We start from the raw sequence: 20,348 nt of genomic DNA on the forward strand, positions 1-20,348 counted from the left end.
AGACCCGGCTACGAAGGTTGGCTGGTCCGGGGACCGTGACCACGGCTCGATCACGCCGTGATCGGCGATTCCTGGCGTATCGTTGATAGCTGACTCTGGCGGAACTGCAGCGGGTGCGTTCCCCGGGGCACCGGAAGCCGCCCGCGCGGCGACATCCGCAGATGACCGGACAACTCAAGATGAGGAGCTCGCCGTGACCACCGGGCTACCTTCGCAGACGCAGGTGATCGAGCTACTCAGTGGCGAGTTCGCGCGCGCCGGTTACGAAATCGAAGACGTGGTCATCGACGCGCGGACGCGCCCGCCACGCATTGCGGTGATCGCCGACGGCGACGACCCCCTCGACCTCGACACGATAGCCACGCTGTCGCGTTCCGCGTCGGATTTGCTGGACCGCCTGGACGGCGTCCGGGACCAGTACGTTCTCGAGGTCAGCTCGCCCGGCGTGGACCGTCCGCTGACCACCGACAAGCACTTCCGCCGCGCCCGGGGCCGCAAGGTCGAGGTGGCCTTGTCCGACGGGTCGCGGCTGACCGGCCGCCTCGGCGAGACGCGCGATGACACCGTCGCGCTGGTCCTCCGCGCGGGCCGGGGCTGGACGGTGCGCGCGATACCGCTCGACGAGATCGTCAAAGCCGTTGCGCAGGTTGAGTTTTCGTCGCCGGCCCAGACCGAGCTGGAGCTGGCGACTGGGGTGATCAGGGGTCGGTCCGACAGGACGGAGGCCGGAGCATGAACCGCGCCGGCGACGATGCACTGGGGGTGCCCCCAGCCGCGAAGCGGCGAGGGGGACGTAGCGATGAGAAGGAGCGGCGCTGATGAACCGCGCCAGCGACGATGCAGAGCGTAGCGATGAGAAGGAGCGGCGCTGATGAACATCGACATGGCCGCGCTGCACGCGATCGAGGTGGACCGGGGCATCTCGGTCAACGAACTGCTCGAGACCATCAAATCCGCGCTGCTCACCGCCTACCGGCACACCCAGGGCCACCAGATGGACGCCCGCATCGAGATCGACCGCAAGACCGGCGTGGTTCGGGTGATCGCCCGCGAGACCGACGAGGACGGCAACGTCATCAGCGAATGGGACGACACCCCCGAGGGTTTCGGGCGCATCGCGGCGACGACGGCCCGCCAGGTGATGTTGCAGCGGTTCCGCGACGCCGAAAACGAGCGCACCTACGGCGAGTTCTCCACCCGCGAGGGCGAGATCGTCGCGGGCGTCATCCAGCGCGACAGCCGGGCCAACGCCCGCGGCCTCGTCGTCGTCCGGATGGGCTCCGAGACGAAGGCCTCCGAGGGCGTCATCCCCGCGGCCGAACAGGTTCCCGGCGAGAGCTACGAGCACGGCAACCGGCTGCGCTGCTACGTGGTGGGGGTGACCCGCGGGTCCCGTGAGCCGCTGATCACGCTGTCGCGGACCCATCCCAACCTGGTCCGCAAGCTGTTCTCGCTGGAGGTGCCCGAGATCGCCGACGGGGCGGTCGAGATCGTGGCGGTGGCACGCGAGGCCGGCCATCGCTCCAAGATCGCGGTGCGGTCCATCGTTCCGGGCCTGAACGCCAAGGGCGCCTGCATCGGCCCGATGGGGCAGCGGGTCCGCAACGTGATGAGCGAGCTGTCCGGGGAGAAGATCGACATCATCGACTACGACGAGGACCCCGCGCGCTTCGTCGCCAACGCGCTGTCGCCCGCCAAGGTGGTCTCGGTGTCGGTGATCGACCAGAGTGCCCGGGCCGCCCGCGTGGTGGTGCCGGACTTCCAGCTGTCGCTGGCCATCGGCAAGGAGGGCCAGAACGCCCGGCTGGCCGCCCGGCTCACCGGCTGGCGCATCGACATTCGCGGGGACTCGCCCGGGCAGTCCGAAGGCCAGACCGAACACGGGGCGAGCCACCCGATGGCGCACGACCGCTGATCTCACCAAGCGCTCTGCGCGGGCGGTTCTGACCATCGGTTCGGTGACGCTAGACTGAGCCGTGATCCAGCGCGAACTTTCGGCTCCCGAAACCAGTCGGGCGCACAGAAACACTCCGGTGCGGACGTGCGTGGGATGCCGGAAGCGAGAGTTGGCCGTCGAACTGCTTCGAGTGGTGGCTGTGTCGACCGGGAACGGCGAATACGCCGCGATCGTTGACACGGGCAGTAGCCTGCCGGGGCGGGGTGCCTGGCTGCATCCCGTGCCGCAGTGCGCGCAACAGGCGATTCGGCGGCGGGCTTTCACCAGAGCGCTGCGCATCGCGGGTCCACTGGACACATCCGCGGTGGTTGAGCGTGTCAGCACGCCCGATTCGCCCGGCGACAGAACAGGTAGCAAAGAACATGAGCACACCGTGAAGTCCCGATGACAATGCGTCATAGCTAAACCCGAGGCGCGGCCCTACGACTGTCGCCTCATAGACAGGAGATGTAGTGGCAGGTAAGGCCCGCGTACACGAGTTGGCCAAGGAACTCGGTGTCACCAGCAAGGAAGTGCTCGCCCGGCTGAATCAACAGGGCGAATTCGTCAAATCCGCGTCGTCGACGGTAGAGGCTCCCGTGGCCCGCCGGCTTCGCGAGTCGTTCGGCGGCGGCAAGCCGGCCGCCCAGGCCCCCGCGAAGGCCACCGCGAAAGCCCCCGCTAAGGGTCCCGACGCGTCGCTCGACAAATCCCTTGATCAAGCCCTCGACAAGGCGATCAGCAAGCCCGCCGGCAACGGCGAAGCGACTGCGGCGCCCCCCAGGCCCGCCGCCGGCGGCGTGGTGGCCGCCGCGCCGGGCGCCCCGGCGCCCACCAGCGACGCGCCCGCCCCGCCGACCCCGGCCCCGCGGCCGTCGGCACCGCCAGCCGCGCAGCCCGGACAGCCCGGACAACCCGGCCCGCACCCCGGCATGACGCCGGGCCCGCGTCCCGGTCCGATGCCGAAGCCCGGGGGAATGCGCACCCCGCGGGTCGGCAACAACCCGTTCTCGTCGGCACAACCCGTCGACCGGCCCATCCCGCGCCCGCAGGCGCCGCGCCCCGGAGCGCCCCGGCCGGGCGCGCCCCGCCCGGGCGCGTCGCCCGGCAGCATGCCGCCCCGTCCCGGCGGCGCCGCAGGCCAGGGCCGCCCCGCGCGGCCCGGTGCCCCGCGTCCCGGCGGTGGGCGGCCGGGTGGACCCGGCGGCCGCTCCGACGGGGGCGGCGGTAACTACCGCGGCGGTGGCGGCGGTGTTGGTGCCCCGCCCGGGGGCGGTGCGGGAGGTTTCCGGGGCCGTCCCGGTGGCGGTGGCGGCGGTGGTGGCGGCCCCGGCCAGCGCGGCGGCGCGGCCGGCGCGTTCGGCCGTCCCGGCGGTGCGCCCCGTCGCGGGCGCAAGTCCAAGCGGCAGAAGCGCCAGGAATACGACTCGATGCAGGCGCCGGTCGTCGGTGGCGTGCGGTTGCCGCACGGCAACGGCGAGACGATCCGGCTGGCGCGCGGCGCGTCCCTGTCGGACTTCGCCGAGAAGATCGACGCCAATCCCGCGGCTCTGGTGCAGGCGCTGTTCAACCTCGGCGAGATGGTCACGGCCACCCAATCGGTCGGCGACGAAACGCTCGAGCTGCTGGGCAGCGAGATGAACTACAACGTCCAGGTCGTCAGCCCCGAGGACGAGGACCGCGAGCTGCTCGAATCCTTCGACCTGACCTACGGAGAGGACGAGGGCGGCGAGGAAGACCTGCAGACCCGCCCGCCGGTGGTGACCGTGATGGGTCACGTCGACCACGGCAAGACCCGCCTGCTGGACACCATCCGGAAGGCCAACGTCCGCGAGGGCGAGGCCGGCGGCATCACCCAGCACATCGGCGCCTACCAGGTGACGGTCGAGCACGACGGCGTCGTCCGCCCGATCACCTTCATCGACACCCCGGGTCACGAGGCGTTCACCGCCATGCGTGCCCGCGGCGCGAAGGCCACCGACATCGCCATCCTGGTGGTGGCAGCCGACGACGGCGTGATGCCGCAGACGGTGGAGGCGATCAACCACGCGCAGGCCGCCGACGTGCCGATCGTGGTGGCGGTCAACAAGATCGACAAGGAGGGCGCCGACCCGGCCAAGATCCGGGGACAGCTCACCGAGTTCGGCCTGGTGGCCGAGGACTTCGGTGGCGACACCATGTTCGTCGACATCTCGGCCAAGAACGGCACCAACATCGAGGCGCTGGAGGAGGCGGTGCTGCTGACCGCCGACGCCGCCCTGGACCTGCGGGCCAACCCCGACATGGAGGCCCAGGGTGTGGCGATCGAGGCGCACCTGGACCGCGGTCGCGGTCCGGTCGCCACGGTGCTGGTCCAGCGCGGCACGCTGCGCGTAGGCGACTCGGTGGTCGCCGGCGACGCCTACGGCCGCGTCCGCCGCATGGTCGACGAGCACGGCGAAGACGTCGAGGAGGCGCTGCCGTCGCGGCCGGTGCAGGTCATCGGCTTCACGTCGGTGCCCGGCGCGGGCGACAACTTCCTCGTCGTCGACGAGGACCGCATCGCCCGCCAGATCGCCGACCGGCGCAGCGCCCGCAAGCGCAACGCCCTGGCCGCGCGTTCCCGCAAGCGGATCAGCCTGGAGGACCTGGACTCGGCGCTGAAGGAAACCAGCCAGCTGAACCTGATCCTCAAGGGCGACAACGCCGGTACGGTCGAGGCGCTCGAGGAGGCCCTGTTGGGCATCCAGGTCGACGACGAGGTTGCGCTGCGCGTCATCGACCGCGGCGTCGGCGGCATCACCGAGACCAACGTCAACCTGGCGTCGGCCTCGGACGCGATCATCATCGGCTTCAACGTGCGCGCCGAGGGCAAGGCGACGGAGCTGGCCAACCGCGAGGGCGTGGAGATCCGCTACTACTCGGTGATCTACCAGGCGATCGACGAGATCGAGAAGGCCCTGCGCGGCATGCTCAAGCCGATCTACGAGGAGAACCAGCTCGGCCGCGCCGAGATCCGCGCGCTGTTCCGTTCCTCGAAGGTCGGCCTCATCGCCGGCTGCATGATCAGCTCGGGTGTGGTGCGCCGCAATGCGAAGGCCCGGCTGTTGCGCGACAACATCGTGGTCGCGGACAACCTCACCATCACCTCGCTGCGACGGGAGAAGGACGACGTGACCGAGGTCCGCGAGGGCTTCGAATGCGGTATGACGCTGGGCTATTCCGACATCAAGGAAGGCGACATCATCGAGTCCTACGAGCTGGTCCAGAAGGAGCGCGCCTGATGGCTGACCCGGCCCGGGCGCGCCGCCTGGCCAAACGGATCTTCACCATCGTCGCCTCGGCGATCGAGTTCGAGATCAAGGATCCGGGGCTGGACGGGGTGACCATCGTCGACGCGAAGGTTACCGCCGACCTGCACGACGCGACGGTGTTCTACACGGTGATGGGCCGCACGCTCGACGACGAGCCCGACTACGCCGGCGCCGCGGCCGCGCTGGAGCGGGCCAAGGGCGCGCTGCGCACCAAGGTCGGCGCGGGCACGGGCGTGCGGTTCACGCCCACGCTGACGTTCACCCGCGACACGACGTCGGACAACGTCCAGCGAATGGACGAGTTGCTGGCCCGTGCCCGCGCGGCGGACGCCGACGTGGCGCGGGTTCGGTCGGGGGCGAAACCGGCGGGGGATGCCGATCCATACCGTGTCAGGAGCGCCGGTGACGACGATCGACCCGAAGACTGACCGGGCGGGTGCCCCGCGCATGGGGGCACGCGTCGACGCCCACGGCGCCGTCGATCTGCTGTCGGGCGCCGAGACGATCGGGGTGATCGCCCACGTCCACCCCGACGCCGACACCATCGGCGCGGGCCTGGCACTGGCCTTGGTGCTGGACCGCTGCGACAAGCGTGTCGAGGTCAGTTTCGCCACGCCGGCGAGCCTGCCCGAGTCGCTGGCGTCGTTGCCGGGCTGCCACCTGCTGGTCAGCCCGGAGGCGATGCGCCGCGATGTGGATCTCGTTGTGACCGTTGACGTTCCGAGCGTCCACCGGCTGGGCGGGCTGGGCGACGTGGCCGGTTGCGCCGGTCAGGTGCTGGTCATCGATCACCACGCCTCCAACGACCTGTTCGGCACGGCCAACTTCATCGACGTGTCGGCGGATTCCACCACGATGATGATCGCCGACATTCTCGACGCGTGGCGCAAGCCCATCGAGCCGGAGGTCGCGCACTGCATCTACGCCGGCCTGACCACGGACACCGGGTCGTTCCGCTGGGCCAGCGCCCGCGCCCTGCGCCTGGCGGCCCGGCTGGTCGACGTCGGTGTGGACAACGCCGCGATCAGCCGAACGCTGATGGACAGCCATCCGTTCGGCTGGCTCCCGCTGCTGTCGCGCGTGCTGGGCTCGGCCCGCTTGCTGCCGGACGCGGCCGGCGGACGCGGGCTGGTCTACGCGGTCGTCGAGTATCAGGACTGGATCAGTTCTCGGCCGGAGGAGGTCGAGAGCATCGTCGACATCGTGCGGACCACCCAGCAGGCCGAGGTGGCGGCCGTCTTCAAGGAGGTCGCCCCGCAGCAGTGGTCGGTGTCGATGCGGGCCAAGGCCGAGGTGGATCTGGCCGCGGTCGCCTCGACCTTCGGCGGTGGCGGCCACCGGCTGGCCGCCGGGTACTCGACCGCCGGTTCGGCCGGCGACGTCGTGGCTTCGCTGCGCGTGGCGCTGGGCTGAGCGCTCGCTAGAACGACCAGCTGGCCGAGCGCTGCAGCACGAATCCGTGGTCGCCGCTGGTGGTGTCCAGGCAGGCGACGAGGTTGTCGGGTCCGACGGCGCAGGTGACGTTGAGGTAGGACAGTTTCTGTCCCACACCCAGCACTTTGGCGCCGGACGGCAACGGGGGCGGGTTGCCCCCGCAGCCGCCGTAGGACATCCGGCTCAAGTCGTAGCCGGGCCCCTTGAAATTCACCTGGCCCACCACGCAATCGCCGGGTCTTGGGTGACCCCCGCCCGGAAACGAAATGTCGTCCAGTCCCGGGATGTCGCCGCTGCACTTGATGTCCTGCGACGGTTGCGGCGCCGGCGCCGGCCCGCCGTAGAAGTCGCAGACCAGGGTGGGTGTGGCGGAGAAACTGACCCGGGCCGGGGAGCCCGGGCCTGCGGTCGTCAGGTAGCCGTCCACGGGGACGGCGGTGAAACCGTCGAGATTGGGAAATCCGGAGGGCGGCAGCGCGCCCGCCGGCGGCGCGGGCGCCGCGATCGCCGATGCCGCCGCCAGGCTCAGGCCGCCGAGGGCCCGCACGGTGCGGGCCCCCAAGGTGAGGGGGCCACCGCTCATCGTTTCCTCCCGGGTCAATCTCTGCATTGGTCGGATCTTATGGGTTATCGCACCTGGGCCCGTCCGCGTTGCAGCACCGCCTCCCGGTTGGCAGCAATGTCGTCGCCGCTGGTGCGGAATTGCCTGGCTGCCGTCGCCTCCAGCCACAGCCCCGCGCTGGTCTGGGTGTCGTCGATCCGGTGGTAGGAGGCCAGCAACGCCCGCACCGCATTCTGGTTGTTGCCCACGACCGACGCCGCGACCCCGCGGGCCGTCGACATCAGCTGGTCGTGCGGCACCACCTCGGTCACCAGGCCCGCGCGCAGCGCGTCGGTGGCGGACAGGTAGTCCCCGGTGAGGCTCATCCGCCTGGCCATGCCGACGCCGACCTTCTGGGGCAACCGCACGCTCAGCCCCCAGGTCGGCAGCAGGCCCACCCGGGCGTGCGTGTCGGCGAATCGGGCCTGGTCCGACGCGATCAGGATGTCGCAGTACAGGGCCAGCTCCAGCCCGCCGGTGACGGCGGCGCCGTTGATCGCACCGATCACCGGCTTGGTCATCGGGGGCCAGCGCGGCGAGATGTCCGGCAGGGCCGACTCGCTGCCCAGCTCCTTGAGGTCCAGCCCCGCGCAGAACACGGGATCGGTGCCGGTGACGATGACGACGTCCACGTCGTCGTCGGTGTCCGCGTCGGTGAGGGCGCCGAAGAACCGGTCCCGCAGCGCCGACGACAGCGCGTTGCGCGCCTGGGGCCGGTTCAGGGTCAGGGTGCGTACGCGCTCGCCGGTGTCGATCAGCAGGATGTCGTCGCTCATGTCATCACGGTAGCCAGGCCGGATGGGCGGCGGCGCCGAGCCTGCGCCCAGAGCGTCGGCGCGCCGGAATCCAGGCGCTGGGCGCAGGCTCGGCGCGCTGAGCGCAGGCTCGATGCGCCCCGTTGACCGCCGGGCGCGTTTATCGTTGAGCCATGTGCCGGAACATCACCGAACTGCGCGGCCTCGAGCCGGCGGCCACGCCGGAGGAGATCGCGGCGGCCGCGCGCCAGTACGTGCGCAAGGTCAGCGGTATCACCCGCCCGACGAGCGCCCACAGCGAAGCCTTCGAGGCGGCCGTCGCCGAGGTCACCGAGACGACGACGCGGCTACTGCGGGCGTTGCCGCCGCGCCGCCAGCCGCCGAAGACGGTCCCGCCGTTGCGCCGGCCCGAGGTGGTGGCCCGCCTCGCCGCGGCGAAATGACCCTCAGATGACGCAGACCGCCACCGCGCCCGCGCTCAAGGAGTGGGGCGCGGCGGTGCACGCGCTGCTGGCCGGGCGGCAGTGGGTGCTGCTACGCAAGGGCGGCATCGGCGAGAAGCGGTTCGAGTTGGCGGCCCGCGAGTTCCTGATGTTCCCGACGGTCGCCCACAGCCACGCGGAGCGCGTCCGGCCCGAGCATCGCGACCTATTGGAAGCCGGCGCCGCCGACGCAGGCGACGACCACCTGATCCTGCGGTCCGCGGCGAAAGTCGTTGCGGCGCAAGAGGTCAATCGGCCCGAGGGGCTCGCGGAGATCGAGGATCTACACATCTGGACCGCCGAGTCGGTGCGCGCCGATCGGCTCGACTTCCGGCCCAAGCGCAAGCTGGCCGTGCTGGTCGTCTCGGTCATTCCGTTGACCGAGCCGGTGCGGATCGCGCGCGCCCCGGAGTACGCGGGCTGCACCAGCTGGGTGCAGCTGCCGCTGACGGCGGCCGACGTCTCGCTGGCCGCGCCGGTGCACGACGAAGCAGCGCTAAACCGGGTCGCGCTGCGGGTCCGCGACGCGGTCGGCTAGCGGCGATCGCAAGCGCGGCGAAGCCGGGCGCAGAGGGTCGACGCCCTCAGCTCAAGGATCGGCGGGGCCGGCCGGGAGCAGCAGCCGGGACCGCCCGTAGTGCACGGCGTGGGTGGCCGGCGTGGATTGGCGGCCCGTCAACACGGGCTCGGAGGTGCCCAGGTTGCGCGCATAGCGGGGGAACCAGCTGCCGGCGATCAGCACCCGGATGCGTGAGCCGGCGCGAAAGCGGTGGGCGATGCCGTCGAGCTCGATGCTGACGGTCTTCTTCGACTTTCGGGCGGCGCCCAGCCGTCGGTACCCGTCGCTCACGTTGCGGGACCGGCCCTTGGCGCTGACCTCGCTCACCCGGACGAACAGATCGACGTGGGGGTTGTCCGAGGAGTGCGTCAGCTCGATGACGGGGTTCCCGTAGACGTACAGTTCCTGGGTCAGGGTGAGGCTGGTGAACGCGAGCACGTCGTCGCGCAGCGCCAGCCGGCCGTCGTCGCGGTAGCCGCCGGTGGGGGCCAGCAGCGGGCCGCCGGTGGTCGGCGTCGGATCGGCCGGGTCGTAGCGAAAGGTGGCCGGCGCCAAACCCTTTAGGCCCGTGGGCGCCGTCTCGCCCAGGTGGCCGCCGGGCCGCAGATACAGCGCCCGTTCGGTGGTGGCGGGCGGCCAGTCGGGCAGGTTGCGCCAGGCCTGACCCCGGTCCGAGCCGGTGACGCGGATGTGGACCCGGCTCGGGCGGCGCAGGGCGGGCGCGCCAGCCAGGTGATGGTCGAGCCAATCCAGCGATTCCCTCGCGCTGGTGGCCAGCCCCTTGCTGAGCAGTTGGGCGTGCGTCCACGGGCCGACGGTGAGCGCGACGTCAACACCGCGGTCGCGCAGGCGCCGGTATTGCCGCAGCGTCTGCCGCAAGAAGGTGTCCTGCCAGCCGCCGATCAGCAGCACCGGCACCCGCGCCCGGTTTAGCGCGTCGCCGAACCGCCGCGCGTTCCAGAACGGATCGCCGGGCTCGGTGTGTTCGATCCACGATTCGAACCACGGCGCGCCTTCGCCCAGCAGCGCCCTCGCCCCGGTGCCCATCGGCATTTCGGCCAACGCCCGCGGGACCCGGCGCGACGCCTGCAGCTGGCGGAGCGCCACCCGGATCCGCTGCGGGTCCTCCTGGCGGGACACCAGGTCGCTCCAGCCCAGGAAGTCGTTGACGGCGAACGAGCCGGTGCCCCACACCGAGTCGTTGAAATCGTGCGGACCAGCGGTGATGACTGCCGCGGCCAGCTCCGGCGGCGGGTCGGACAACAGGGCCCACTGGGTGAATCCCAGGTAGGACGCTCCGACGGTGCCGAAGCGACCGGTGAACCAGGGCTGCTGCCGGAGCCAGGCCGCGGTGTCGGCGCCGTCGGCGGCCTCGTTGACCATCGGGTCGAACTCGCCACCCGAACCGAACGTTCCCCGCACGCTCTGCAGCACGACGTGGTAGCCGCGGGCCGCGTAGAGCCGGGCGAACACCAGCGAGAACGGGAACTCGCGCCCATACGGCCCGCGCACCAGCAAGGTGCCGACCGGATTCGGTGTGGTCGGCGCGTAGTGGTCGGCCATCAGCTGGACCCCGTCGCGCATCGGCACCCCGACGCGTTCCACGGTGTAGTCGGTGGTGGCCCCCGGTAAACCCAACAGCCGGCCCACGGCGTTGCCGCCGAGCTGCCGCAGCGTGCCCAGCTTCGGCTGCGCCGGCCGGGTGGTCGTGGTACTCACGATCCCCAGGCTAGATGCGCGCGGCGCTCAGAACTTGTAGTAGGGCGCGAGGTCGTTGGCGCGTTGCAGATTGGTCGACATGCAGTCGACCTCGGGGTTGGAGTAGATCGTCGAGAAGTACAGCGCCTGCTGCAGCACCCCGTAGCTGGTCTTGAACGCGACCATGCACGAGTAATACCAGTAGCTGTTGTGATAGGTCGGCTTCATCACCCAGTACTGCGCGGCGCGGTGACCCTGGACCGTGGTCTCGACGGCGTCGGCCGGCAGGGACGCCTCGTAGGTGCGCCAGATGATCGGCTCGACGGCCAGCTGGTAGTTGCCCGCGTCGAAGTGGCAGCGCAGGCCGTCCTCGTGTTCGGGCGGCGTGAACGCCAACCCCAGGCCCTGGAGGGCGCCGAACGGGATGTCCTCGCACGCGTCGAAGGGGCGCGGGTCGGTGGTCGCCACGATGGGACTCTTCATGGTGGTTTCCATCGGCTGGGCGGTCGACCGCAGCTCGACCGTCCCACCCGCGGCCGGGCCCGGCGGGACGTGCCGCCAGCCCACCGCGCCGCCTACGACCGCGGTGACCAGCGCTGCGACCGCACCCAACAGACGCACCCTGGCGAACACTGACATCTCCCTACCCCCGCCCGGTCACGCCTCGGCGCTCCCCTCGCGGGAGTGTACAAGTCGCCTCAGCACGGTCACAGTGAAACAAGAACACGTTCTAATCCCGCGAGCAAGGGCCTGGGCGAAACCGGCTACTCAGACGGGTCGTTAGGCTGTTTAGTCGTGGCGGGACAGGAATCGACGAACGGCGCGCAGCCGACGCTGTGGGCGGTATCCGACCTGCACACCGGGCACCTCGGCAACAAGCCGGTCACCGAATCGCTGTACCCGTCGTCGCCCGACGACTGGCTGATCGTCGCCGGCGACGTCGGCGAACGCACCGACGAGATTCGCTGGGCGCTCGACCTGCTCCGGAAGCGGTTCGCCAAGGTGATCTGGGTTCCGGGCAACCACGAGCTGTGGACCACCAACCGCGACCCGATGCAGGTCTTCGGCCGGGCCCGCTACGACTATCTGGTCAACATGTGCGACGAGCTGGGCGTGGTCACCCCCGAGCATCCGTTCCCGGTGTGGACCGAGCGCGGCGGCCCGGCCACGATCGTGCCGATGTTCCTGTTGTACGACTACACCTTCTTGCCCGAGGGGGCGCAGAGCAAAGCCGAGGGCCTGGCGATCGCGCGGCAGCGCAACGTGGTGGCCACCGACGAATTCCTGCTCTCGTCCGAGCCGTACCCCACCCGCGAGGCGTGGTGCCGCGAGCGCCTGTCGGTCACCCGCGCCCGCCTCGAGGAGCTCGACTGGATGACGCCGACCGTCCTGGTGAACCACTTTCCGCTGGTGCGGGAACCCTGCGACGCGCTGTTCTACCCGGAGTTCTCGCTGTGGTGCGGCACCACCAAGACCGCCGACTGGCACACCCGCTACAACGCCGTCTGCTCGGTCTACGGGCACCTGCACATCCCGCGCACCACCTGGTATGACGGCGTGCGCTTCGAGGAGGTGTCGGTGGGCTATCCGCGGGAGTGGCGGCGCCGCAAGCCGTACAGCTGGCTGCGTCAGGTGTTGCCGGATCCCCAGTACGCGCCCGGCTATCTCAACGACTTCGGCGGTCATTTCGTGATCACCCCGGAGATGCGCCGGCAGGCCGAGCAGTTCCGGGAACGGTTGCGGCAGCGGCAGTCTCGATGACGGGCCGCACGCTGGTGTCGTCGGTGCTGCCCGACACGGTGTCGCAGGATCTGGCGTACGCGGAGGTGTATTCCGATCCGCCGGGCCTGAGCCCGCTGCCCGAAGAGGAGCCGCTGATCGCCAAGTCGGTCGCCAAGCGGCGCAACGAGTTCATCACCGTCCGCCACTGCGCGCGCATCGCGCTGGGCGAGCTGGGCCTGCCGCCGGCGCCGATCCTCAAGGGCGAGAAGGGCGAACCGTGCTGGCCCGACGGCGTGGTGGGCAGCCTCACCCACTGCACCGGGTACCGCGGCGCCGTGGTCGGGCGCACCCCGGCGGTGCGCTCGGTGGGCATCGACGCCGAACCGCACGACGTGTTGCCGAACGGGGTGCTGGACGCGATCACGCTCGACGAGGAACGCCACGAGATCGCCGCGTTGCCCGAAGGCCTGCATTGGGACCGGATCCTGTTCTGTGCCAAGGAAGCGACGTACAAGGCATGGTTCCCGCTGACCAGGCGCTGGCTCGGTTTCGAGGATGCCCACATCGTGTTCGACGTCGATCCGCCCGGCGGATCCACGGGGGTGTTCGTCTCCAAAATCCTGATCGATCCGGAGGCGCTGTCGGGTCCGCCGCTGACCGCGCTGCGGGGCCGCTGGTCGGTCGAGCGCGGGCTGGTGATCACAGCCATCGTGCTATGACCCACAGCGCCACCGGACCGGGGCTGGTTGTGGTGGACAAGCCGGCCGGGATGACCAGCCACGACGTCGTGGGACGGTGTCGGCGCATCTTCGGCACGCGCCGGGTGGGCCACGCGGGGACGCTGGATCCGATGGCCACCGGCGTCCTGGTGATCGGCGTGGACCGCGCCACCAAGATCCTCGGCCTGCTGACGGCGGCGTCGAAGTCGTATGCCGCCACCATCCGCCTGGGCCAGACCACCTCCACCGAGGACGCCGAAGGCGAACTGCTGCACAGCGTTTCGGCCGGGCACCTGACCGCCGAGGTGATCGCCGCCGCGATGGCGGGGCTGCGTGGCGAGATCGAGCAGGTGCCGTCGGCGGTCAGCGCGATCAAGGTGGACGGGCGGCGCGCCTATCGGCTGGTCCGGGAGGGCCACGCGGTCCAGCTTCAAGCCCGGCCGGTGCGCATCGACCGATTCGAGATGCTGGGCGCGCGCCATGAAGCCGAAATCCCGGACGTCATTGACGTCGACGTCGAGGTCGACTGCTCGTCGGGCACCTACATCCGGGCGCTGGCGCGCGATCTCGGCGCCGCGCTGGGCGTCGGCGGGCATCTGACGTCGTTGCGGCGCACCCGCGTCGGCCGCTTCGCGCTGCACCAGGCGTTATCGCTCGAGCACCTGGCCGAGCGGCCGCGGCTGAGTCTGACCCTCGACGAGGCCTGCCTGCTGATGTTCCCCCGCCGCGACCTGACCGCCGACGAGGCCGAAGCCGCCGGCAACGGCCGGGCCCTTGCGCCGGCCGGAGTCGACGGCGTCTATGCCGCCACCGATCCCGACGGCCGGGTAATCGCGCTGCTGCGCGACGAGGGGTCAAGGACCAAGTCGGTGGTAGTGATCCGCCCGGCGACGCTGTAGGCGCTCGCCGAGCCGGTAAATCTGCAGACAAAGTGCGACTAGGGCCTACAAAATTACCGGCTCGGCGAACGCGCAACGGGTCCCGGGCGACCGCTCGGCACGGGCAGGTTGCAGACTGAGAGCCTAAGGCGTTCGGAAGGGGCCAAAAATGTCCAACAACGTTTACGTCGTCGGCGTCGGCATGACGAAGTTCGAGAAGCCCGGCCGCCGCGAGGGCTGGGACTACCCGGACATGGCGCGCGAGTCGGGGACCAACGCGCTGGCCGACGCCGGCATCGACTACCGCGACGTCGAGCAGGGCTACGTCGGCTATGTCGCCGGCGATTCGACGTCCGGGCAGCGGGCGCTCTACGAGCTCGGCATGACCGGCATCCCGATCGTCAACGTCAACAACAACTGCTCGACCGGCTCGACCGCGCTGTTCCTGGCGGCCCAGGCCATCCGCGGCGGCATCGTGGACTGCGCGATCGCACTCGGCTTCGAGAAGATGCAACCCGGCTCGCTGAGCGGCGGCGCCCAGGACCGGGAATCCCCGATGGGCAAACACGTCAAGGCGATGGCCGAGATCGACGAGTTCGCGATGCCCGTCGCACCGTGGATGTTCGGCGCCGCCGGCCGCGAGCACATGCGGCAATACGGCACCACCGCCGAGCATTTCGCCAAGATCGGCTACAAGAACCACAAGCACTCCGTGAACAACCCCTTCGCCCAGTTCCAGGAGTCCTACACGCTCGACGACGTGCTGGCGTCGCGGATGATCTCCGACCCGCTGACCAAGCTGCAGTGCTCGCCGACGTCGGACGGTTCGGGCGCGGCGATCCTGGCCTCGGAGTCCTACGTCGAGCGCCACGGGCTGGCGGGGCAGGCGGTGGAGATCGTCGGCCAGGCGATGACCACCGACTTCGACTCGACGTTCGATGGCAGCGCCAAGAACCTCATCGGCTACGATATGAACGTCCAAGCGGCGCAACGCGTTTACCAGCAGTCTGGGCTGGGTCCCGAGGACTTCCAGGTGATCGAGCTGCACGACTGCTTCTCGGCCAACGAGCTGCTGCTGTACGAGGCGCTGGGCCTGTGCGGCCCCGGTGAGGCGCCGAAGCTGATCGACAACGGCGACACCACCTATGGCGGGCGTTGGGTGGTCAACCCGTCCGGCGGGCTGATCTCCAAGGGGCACCCGCTGGGCGCCACGGGTTTGGCGCAGTGCGCCGAACTGACCTGGCAGCTGCGGGGGGCCGCTGAGGCGCGCCAGGTCGACAACGTGAGCGCGGCGCTGCAGCACAACATCGGTCTCGGTGGCGCCGCCGTCGTGACGGCGTACCAGCGCGCCGAACGCTGAACCGCGCACCCGGGGGCACACCGTGATCGAGTGGTCCGACACCGATCTGATGGTTCGCGACGCGGTTCGCCGTTTCGTCGACAAGGAGATTCGGCCGCATCTCGACGAGCTGGAAACGGGCGAGCTGTCGCCCTACCCGATCGCGCGCAAGCTGTTCAGCCAATTCGGCCTCGACGCGATGGCGGCCGAGTCGGTCAAGTCCATGCTGGAGCGCGAGCGCGCGGGGAAGAGCGAAAAGCGGGAAAGCGCCGGCGATTCCGGGGGGATGGGCGCCCAGGCGTCGATGATCGCCGTGCTGGTCTCCGAATTGGCCCGGGTCAGCATCGGATTGCTGAGCACCGCTTCGGTCAGCCTCGGGCTGGGGGCGGCGACCATCATGAGCCGCGGCACGCTGGCCCAGAAGGAGCGCTGGCTGCCCGACCTGATGACGCTGAAAAAGATCGCGGCGTGGGCCATCACCGAGCCGGACTCGGGCTCGGATGCGTTCGGCGGCATGAAGACCACCGTCCGGCGCTCCGGCGACGGGGATGGGGCCTACATCCTCAACGGGCAGAAGACGTTCATCACCAACGGGCCCAGCGCCGACGTGCTGGTGGTCTACGCCAAACTCGCCGAAGACGGTGACTCCGCTCTGGATCCGCGCAACCGGCCGGTGCTCGTCTTTGTGCTCGATGCGGGCATGCCGGGCCTGACGCAGGGCAAGCCGTTCAAGAAGATGGGCATGATGTCCTCGCCGACGGGCGAATTGTTCTTCGACAACGTGCGGCTGACTCCCGACCGCCTGCTCGGCGAAAGCGAACAGCACGCCGCCGGGGACGGCCGCGACAGCGCCCGCGACAATTTCGCGGCCGAACGGATCGGGATCGCGATGATGGCGCTGGGCATCATCAACGAATGCCACCGGCTGTGCGTGGAATACGCCAAGACTCGCACGCTGTGGGGCCGCAACATCGGGCAGTTCCAGCTGATCCAGCTCAAGCTGGCCAAGATGGAGATCGCCCGAATGAACGTGCAGAACATGGTGTTTCACAGCATCGAGCGGCAGCAGGCGGGCAAACCGCTGACGCTGGCCGAGGCGTCGGCGATCAAGCTGTACTCGTCGGAGGCGGCCACTGACGTCGCGATGGAGGCCGTGCAACTGTTCGGCGGCAACGGCTACATGGCCGAGTACCGGGTGGAGCAGCTGGCCCGCGACGCCAAGTCGCTGATGATCTACGCCGGCAGCAACGAGGTTCAGGTCACCCACATCGCCAAGGGGCTCTTGGCCGATTGAGCCGGCGGCCACGGGTGCCGTCGGGCCAGCCATGGCTCAGCCTGCGGTTTGGTTCTTCTCGAGTTCGGCCAGCCTGGCGCGCAGCTCCTGCTCGGCGTTACGGCGCTCGGTTACCTCGCGCATTATCGCCGAAATCCCCACAATCCGGCCGTTTTCGTCACGCAGCAGGGCGACGCTGAATTCGATCGACAGCCGATGCCCGTCCCGGTGAATCGCGGGCACACCCAAGAGTCTGTCGCCGTAGCGGGTGTGTCCCGTGGCCATCGTCTTGCGGTAGCCCTCCCAATGCCGTCCCCGCAGTTTCTCCGGGATGATCAAATCAAGGTTTCGCCCCACCGCCTCAGCCGCCGGATGCCCGAACATCCGCTCCGCCCCGCCATTCCACAACCGGATGATTCCCTCGGGGTCGGACACCACAATCGCCTCGGGTGCAGCAATTACGACGGCTCCAGCTAGCCACTCGTCCGTCGTGCCGGCCTTGGCCGGGGCGGGGCTTCGTTGCGGTCTCGGTGTCGCCGTGTCAGTCGAACTCACGATCATCCCTTCCGTTCGATGGCCTTACCGCTTCAGTGAAACGTCCCACATCCATTACGTTACGCACGAGTAGTAGTCTACTGCATAATGGATACTGCATACCATCGCCCGCTGGGCCAGCTGGCTCGAGCGCCACGCGCGCGAGAAGGCGAGGAGGAGTCGTAATGCTGCTACGTCAACTGGAGTATTTCGTCGCGGTGGCGAGGGAACGACACTTCGCGCGCGCGGCGGAAGCCTGCTACGTCTCCCAACCCGCACTGTCGGCGTCGATCGCCAAGTTGGAACGTGAACTCAATGTCACTCTGATCAATCGGGGGCGCAATTTTGAGGGTCTCACCACGGAAGGGGAACGGCTTATCGTCTGGGCCCAACGCGTTCTCGCGGTGCACGCCGGCCTGAAGGCCGAGGCGGCCGCCATGCGGTCAGGCATCTCCGGGCTGCTGCGGCTCGGGACCGGTCCCACGGTGTCGACGACAACACCGCTTCCCATCGCCACTTTCTGCGCGTTACACCCGCTGGCACGCGTCAAGGTCTGTTCTGGTTTGTCGACAACGGAATTGCTCCGGCAATTGCGTTCTTTCGAACTCGACGCGGCGATCGCCCATTTCGATCCGGGTGAGCATTCCGGTTTAGAGGTGGCGCCGCTCTACCAAGAACAGTGTGTGCTGCTGGTGTCGGGCAAGCAGCCCTTGCCGGCCGCGCGCACCATCACCTGGGCGGAGGCGGCCGAGCTGCCACTGGCGCTGTTGACCCCGGATATGCGATTCCGGCAATTCATCGACGACGCGTTCGCCAGCGTGGGTGCAGCGGTCACGCCCCAGATAGAAGCGGATTCCGTAGCCTCCCTGTGCGCACACGTCGCTACCGGCGCCTGGGCAAGCATCGTGCCACACAGCTGGATTCGAGCGATGCCGATGCCCGGCACGGTCAGAGGTCTGCGCCTGGTTGAGCCGAATAAGGGGGCGTGGATCTCGATCGCCGTTCACGCGGCGGGGCCGGGTTCCACGGCGGCCAGGGCATTCCTGAACGTGGCGGTAGGGGCGTCGCTGGGTGAGGGCCTCAGCGACATCCACCGCGACACAGTTGGCGATTTCGACGCGGATCTGGACGGGAATGTTGGCAGCGCGTCGTCGGTGGGGGGATGGTCCCTGGCCTGAATGCGCCGATTCTTGCGGTGCCCGGCCCGTCCGATCCGCTCACCGTCGTGATAACCGGCGTTTATCGAGTGAGTCGCAGCAAGTCTTGGACGTACCGCCCGGTGGTGCGGAAAAGTGAACTGCAGCAGTGAAATACGCAAGGCGCCAATCGCCGGAAAGGGTACCAATGACCGCCGCTCCCATGGAAGACATCGAGGCCGAGGACGCGGGTGCCCTCACCGATGGGATTCATCTGGTGGTGGACGCGCTCCAACTCAACGATGTGCACACCGTCTACGGGGTAGTGGGCATCCCGATCACCGATCTGGCCCGGATTGCGCAGGCATCGGGCATCCGCTACATAGGCTTTCGTCATGAAAGCGCCGCCGGGCACGCGGCGGCAGCGGCGGGATTCTTGACCCAAAAGCCCGGTATCTGCCTGACCGTGTCGGCCCCCGGATTCCTCAACGGCCTCGTGGCGCTAGCCAACGCGACCACCAATTGCTTTCCCATGGTGCAGATCTCGGGTTCGAGCGAGCGTCATCTGGTTGATCTCCAACGGGGCGACTACGAGGAGATGGATCAGCTGGCCGCGGCCCGGCCCTTCGTCAAGGCGGCCTACCGGGTATCGCGGGCCCAAGACATCGGTCGCGGCGTGGCCCGTGCGATTCGCACCGCGGTTTCCGGGCGCCCCGGCGGCGTTTACCTGGACATCCCGGCGGCCGTGCTGGGAGAGGTGGTTGACGCGCGAGCCGCCGCGGACACCGTATGGCGCGTCGTGGACCCGGCGCCGCGGCAGCAGCCGGATCTCGAAGCCGTAGATGCCGCAATCGATCTGCTGGCCGCCGCCGAGCGGCCATTGGTCATCCTGGGAAAGGGGGCCGCCTACGCGCAGGCCGACCCGCAGATCCGAGAATTCGTGGAAAGCACCGGGGTGCCGTTCCTGCCCATGTCGATGGCCAAGGGACTGTTGCCCGACGACCATCCGCAATCCGTGGCGACCGCCCGATCGCTGGCCCTGCGCAGGGCCGATGTCGTCATGTTGGTGGGAGCGCGGCTGAACTGGCTGCTCGGGCATGGCGATGCGCCGCAATGGAATCCCAATGCCAAGTTCATTCAGGTCGACATCGAGGCGAGCGAAATGGACAGCAATCAGCCGATCGCTGCCCCCCTCGTCGGTGACATCGGATCAGTGATGCATGCGCTGGTGCAGCGCATCAAGCCCACCCAGATCAGCATGTCTGCGCAATGGCGCCAGGAGCTCACGGCGAGGGCGGCGCAAAACGTCGCCAAGATGGCTGACCGTTTGACCGCCGCGCGCACCGCGCACCCGATGAAGTTCCTCGGCGCCTTACAGGCAATCCGGGATGTCCTTCAGGACAACCCGCTGGTCTGCCTGGTCAATGAGGGCGCGAACGCCCTCGACCTGACCCGCAACACAATCGGCATGGGCCGACCGCGGCGCCGGCTGGATAGCGGGACATGGGGGGTCATGGGCATCGGCATGGGCTATGCCATCGCGGCCGCCGTCGAGACCGGCGAACCCGTCGTCGCCATCGAGGGTGACAGCGCTTTCGGTTTCAGCGGAATGGAATTGGAGACGATCTGCCGCTACAGGCTGCCGATTGTCACCGTCATCCTCAACAACGGGGGCGTCTACCGCGGCGATGAGCCCTCGGGTTCGGCCGACCCGGCACCGACGGCGCTGCAGGCCCGCCACGAGTTCATGATCAAGGCTTTCGGTGGTACCGGATACCGCGCCGAAACGCCTGAAGAAGTCGCGGCGGCACTGCGAAAGGCCCTGGCCGCCGGGAAGCCCGCACTGATCGATTGCGTGATCGATCCGTCCGACGGCACCGAAAGCGGCAACATCGCCCATCTCAACCCCAAGGGGATCTCCGTCAAGCGTTGATCGCCCGAACCGTCGGATCCGTGCCGGCCGAAAACCTAACCAAGACAACTGCACCG

20 protein-coding genes are annotated in these 20,348 nt (G+C 69.1%); 15 read left to right on the plus strand and 5 right to left on the minus strand.

The window, feature by feature from the left end; translation table 11 throughout:
• Positions 1 to 193 precede the first annotated feature (193 nt).
• The 6 genes from rimP to A5764_RS11920 all read left to right on the plus strand — a co-directional run bounded on the left by rimP (position 194) and on the right by A5764_RS11920 (position 6,642).
• The gene (gene rimP, locus A5764_RS11895; RefSeq protein WP_067113500.1) at positions 194 to 736 is read left to right on the plus strand and encodes a ribosome maturation factor RimP; all 543 of its coding nucleotides are present in this window, start codon (positions 194 to 196) and stop codon (positions 734 to 736) included.
• Positions 737 to 871: 135 nt separating this feature from the next.
• Positions 872 to 1,915, plus strand: a complete 1,044-nt coding sequence (nusA, locus tag A5764_RS11900) for a transcription termination factor NusA (protein WP_067113503.1) — start codon at positions 872 to 874, stop codon at positions 1,913 to 1,915.
• A 181-nt stretch (positions 1,916 to 2,096) separates the two neighbouring features.
• Complete coding sequence (locus tag A5764_RS11905; RefSeq protein WP_369807311.1) at positions 2,097 to 2,345, plus strand: YlxR family protein; 249 nt, start codon at positions 2,097 to 2,099, stop codon at positions 2,343 to 2,345.
• Between the two features lie 64 nt (positions 2,346 to 2,409).
• A complete protein-coding gene (infB, locus tag A5764_RS11910) occupies positions 2,410 to 5,199 on the plus strand; it encodes a translation initiation factor IF-2 (RefSeq protein ID WP_067113506.1) in 2,790 nt (929 codons plus the stop codon).
• Positions 5,199 to 5,657: a 30S ribosome-binding factor RbfA gene (gene rbfA / locus A5764_RS11915; RefSeq protein ID WP_067113508.1), complete on the plus strand. Its 459-nt coding sequence runs from the start codon at positions 5,199 to 5,201 to the stop codon at positions 5,655 to 5,657. The genes infB and rbfA overlap by 1 nt, the downstream gene beginning before the upstream one ends.
• The gene (locus A5764_RS11920) at positions 5,632 to 6,642 is read left to right on the plus strand and encodes a bifunctional oligoribonuclease/PAP phosphatase NrnA (RefSeq protein ID WP_156664634.1); all 1,011 of its coding nucleotides are present in this window, start codon (positions 5,632 to 5,634) and stop codon (positions 6,640 to 6,642) included. The genes rbfA and A5764_RS11920 overlap by 26 nt, the downstream gene beginning before the upstream one ends.
• Positions 6,643 to 6,649: 7 nt before the next feature.
• On the opposite strand, the gene A5764_RS11925 is transcribed toward A5764_RS11920, so the two are convergent.
• Together A5764_RS11925 and A5764_RS11930 are read right to left on the minus strand one after the other, a co-directional pair.
• Positions 6,650 to 7,246, minus strand: a complete 597-nt coding sequence (locus A5764_RS11925; protein WP_067113513.1) for a hypothetical protein — start codon at positions 7,244 to 7,246, stop codon at positions 6,650 to 6,652.
• Between the two features lie 44 nt (positions 7,247 to 7,290).
• Positions 7,291 to 8,040 (minus strand): enoyl-CoA hydratase, encoded by a 750-nt coding sequence (locus A5764_RS11930; RefSeq protein ID WP_067113516.1) that lies wholly within the window; start codon positions 8,038 to 8,040, stop codon positions 7,291 to 7,293.
• A 152-nt stretch (positions 8,041 to 8,192) separates the two neighbouring features.
• Here A5764_RS11930 and A5764_RS11935 point away from each other — a divergent pair, with 152 nt between their 5' ends.
• Complete coding sequence (locus A5764_RS11935) at positions 8,193 to 8,462, plus strand: DUF2277 domain-containing protein (protein WP_067113519.1); 270 nt, start codon at positions 8,193 to 8,195, stop codon at positions 8,460 to 8,462.
• A gap of 7 nt (positions 8,463 to 8,469) precedes the next feature.
• Positions 8,470 to 9,039: a DUF1802 family protein gene (locus tag A5764_RS11940; RefSeq protein WP_067113522.1), complete on the plus strand. Its 570-nt coding sequence runs from the start codon at positions 8,470 to 8,472 to the stop codon at positions 9,037 to 9,039.
• Between the two features lie 51 nt (positions 9,040 to 9,090).
• On the opposite strand, the gene A5764_RS11945 is transcribed toward A5764_RS11940, so the two are convergent.
• A complete protein-coding gene (locus A5764_RS11945; RefSeq protein WP_067113529.1) occupies positions 9,091 to 10,779 on the minus strand; it encodes a CocE/NonD family hydrolase in 1,689 nt (562 codons plus the stop codon).
• A gap of 27 nt (positions 10,780 to 10,806) precedes the next feature.
• The gene (locus A5764_RS11950) at positions 10,807 to 11,391 is read right to left on the minus strand and encodes a DUF3558 domain-containing protein (RefSeq protein ID WP_067113755.1); all 585 of its coding nucleotides are present in this window, start codon (positions 11,389 to 11,391) and stop codon (positions 10,807 to 10,809) included.
• A 162-nt stretch (positions 11,392 to 11,553) separates the two neighbouring features.
• On the opposite strand from A5764_RS11950, the gene A5764_RS11955 reads away from it, so the two are divergent.
• The 5 genes from A5764_RS11955 (at position 11,554) to A5764_RS11975 (ending at position 16,710) form a co-directional block, all read left to right on the plus strand.
• The gene (locus tag A5764_RS11955; protein ID WP_067113531.1) at positions 11,554 to 12,519 is read left to right on the plus strand and encodes a metallophosphoesterase; all 966 of its coding nucleotides are present in this window, start codon (positions 11,554 to 11,556) and stop codon (positions 12,517 to 12,519) included.
• A complete protein-coding gene (locus tag A5764_RS11960; protein ID WP_067113533.1) occupies positions 12,516 to 13,199 on the plus strand; it encodes a 4'-phosphopantetheinyl transferase in 684 nt (227 codons plus the stop codon). Before A5764_RS11955 ends, A5764_RS11960 begins: the two co-directional genes overlap by 4 nt.
• Positions 13,196 to 14,098 carry a tRNA pseudouridine(55) synthase TruB gene (gene truB / locus A5764_RS11965; protein WP_067113535.1) on the plus strand — a complete coding sequence of 301 codons (903 nt, stop codon included), beginning with the start codon at positions 13,196 to 13,198 and terminating at the stop codon, positions 14,096 to 14,098. The genes A5764_RS11960 and truB overlap by 4 nt, the downstream gene beginning before the upstream one ends.
• A gap of 148 nt (positions 14,099 to 14,246) precedes the next feature.
• Positions 14,247 to 15,437: a lipid-transfer protein gene (locus A5764_RS11970; RefSeq protein ID WP_067113538.1), complete on the plus strand. Its 1,191-nt coding sequence runs from the start codon at positions 14,247 to 14,249 to the stop codon at positions 15,435 to 15,437.
• Between the two features lie 22 nt (positions 15,438 to 15,459).
• The gene (locus A5764_RS11975; protein ID WP_067113541.1) at positions 15,460 to 16,710 is read left to right on the plus strand and encodes an acyl-CoA dehydrogenase family protein; all 1,251 of its coding nucleotides are present in this window, start codon (positions 15,460 to 15,462) and stop codon (positions 16,708 to 16,710) included.
• Between the two features lie 36 nt (positions 16,711 to 16,746).
• On the opposite strand, the gene A5764_RS11980 is transcribed toward A5764_RS11975, so the two are convergent.
• Positions 16,747 to 17,244, minus strand: a complete 498-nt coding sequence (locus A5764_RS11980) for a PAS domain S-box protein (RefSeq protein WP_231989688.1) — start codon at positions 17,242 to 17,244, stop codon at positions 16,747 to 16,749.
• 164 nt (positions 17,245 to 17,408) lie between these two features.
• Between A5764_RS11980 and A5764_RS11985 the strand changes: the two genes are divergently transcribed.
• Together A5764_RS11985 and oxc are read left to right on the plus strand one after the other, a co-directional pair.
• Positions 17,409 to 18,401, plus strand: coding sequence for a LysR family transcriptional regulator (locus A5764_RS11985; RefSeq protein WP_082951660.1), 993 nt, complete (start codon positions 17,409 to 17,411; stop codon positions 18,399 to 18,401).
• Between the two features lie 166 nt (positions 18,402 to 18,567).
• Complete coding sequence (gene oxc, locus A5764_RS11990) at positions 18,568 to 20,292, plus strand: oxalyl-CoA decarboxylase (protein ID WP_067113544.1); 1,725 nt, start codon at positions 18,568 to 18,570, stop codon at positions 20,290 to 20,292.
• Positions 20,293 to 20,348 lie beyond the last annotated feature (56 nt).

Source organism: Mycobacterium sp. 852002-51057_SCH5723018, assembly GCF_001667035.1.
In the GTDB taxonomy this organism is placed as follows: Bacteria; Actinomycetota; Actinomycetes; order Mycobacteriales; family Mycobacteriaceae; genus Mycobacterium.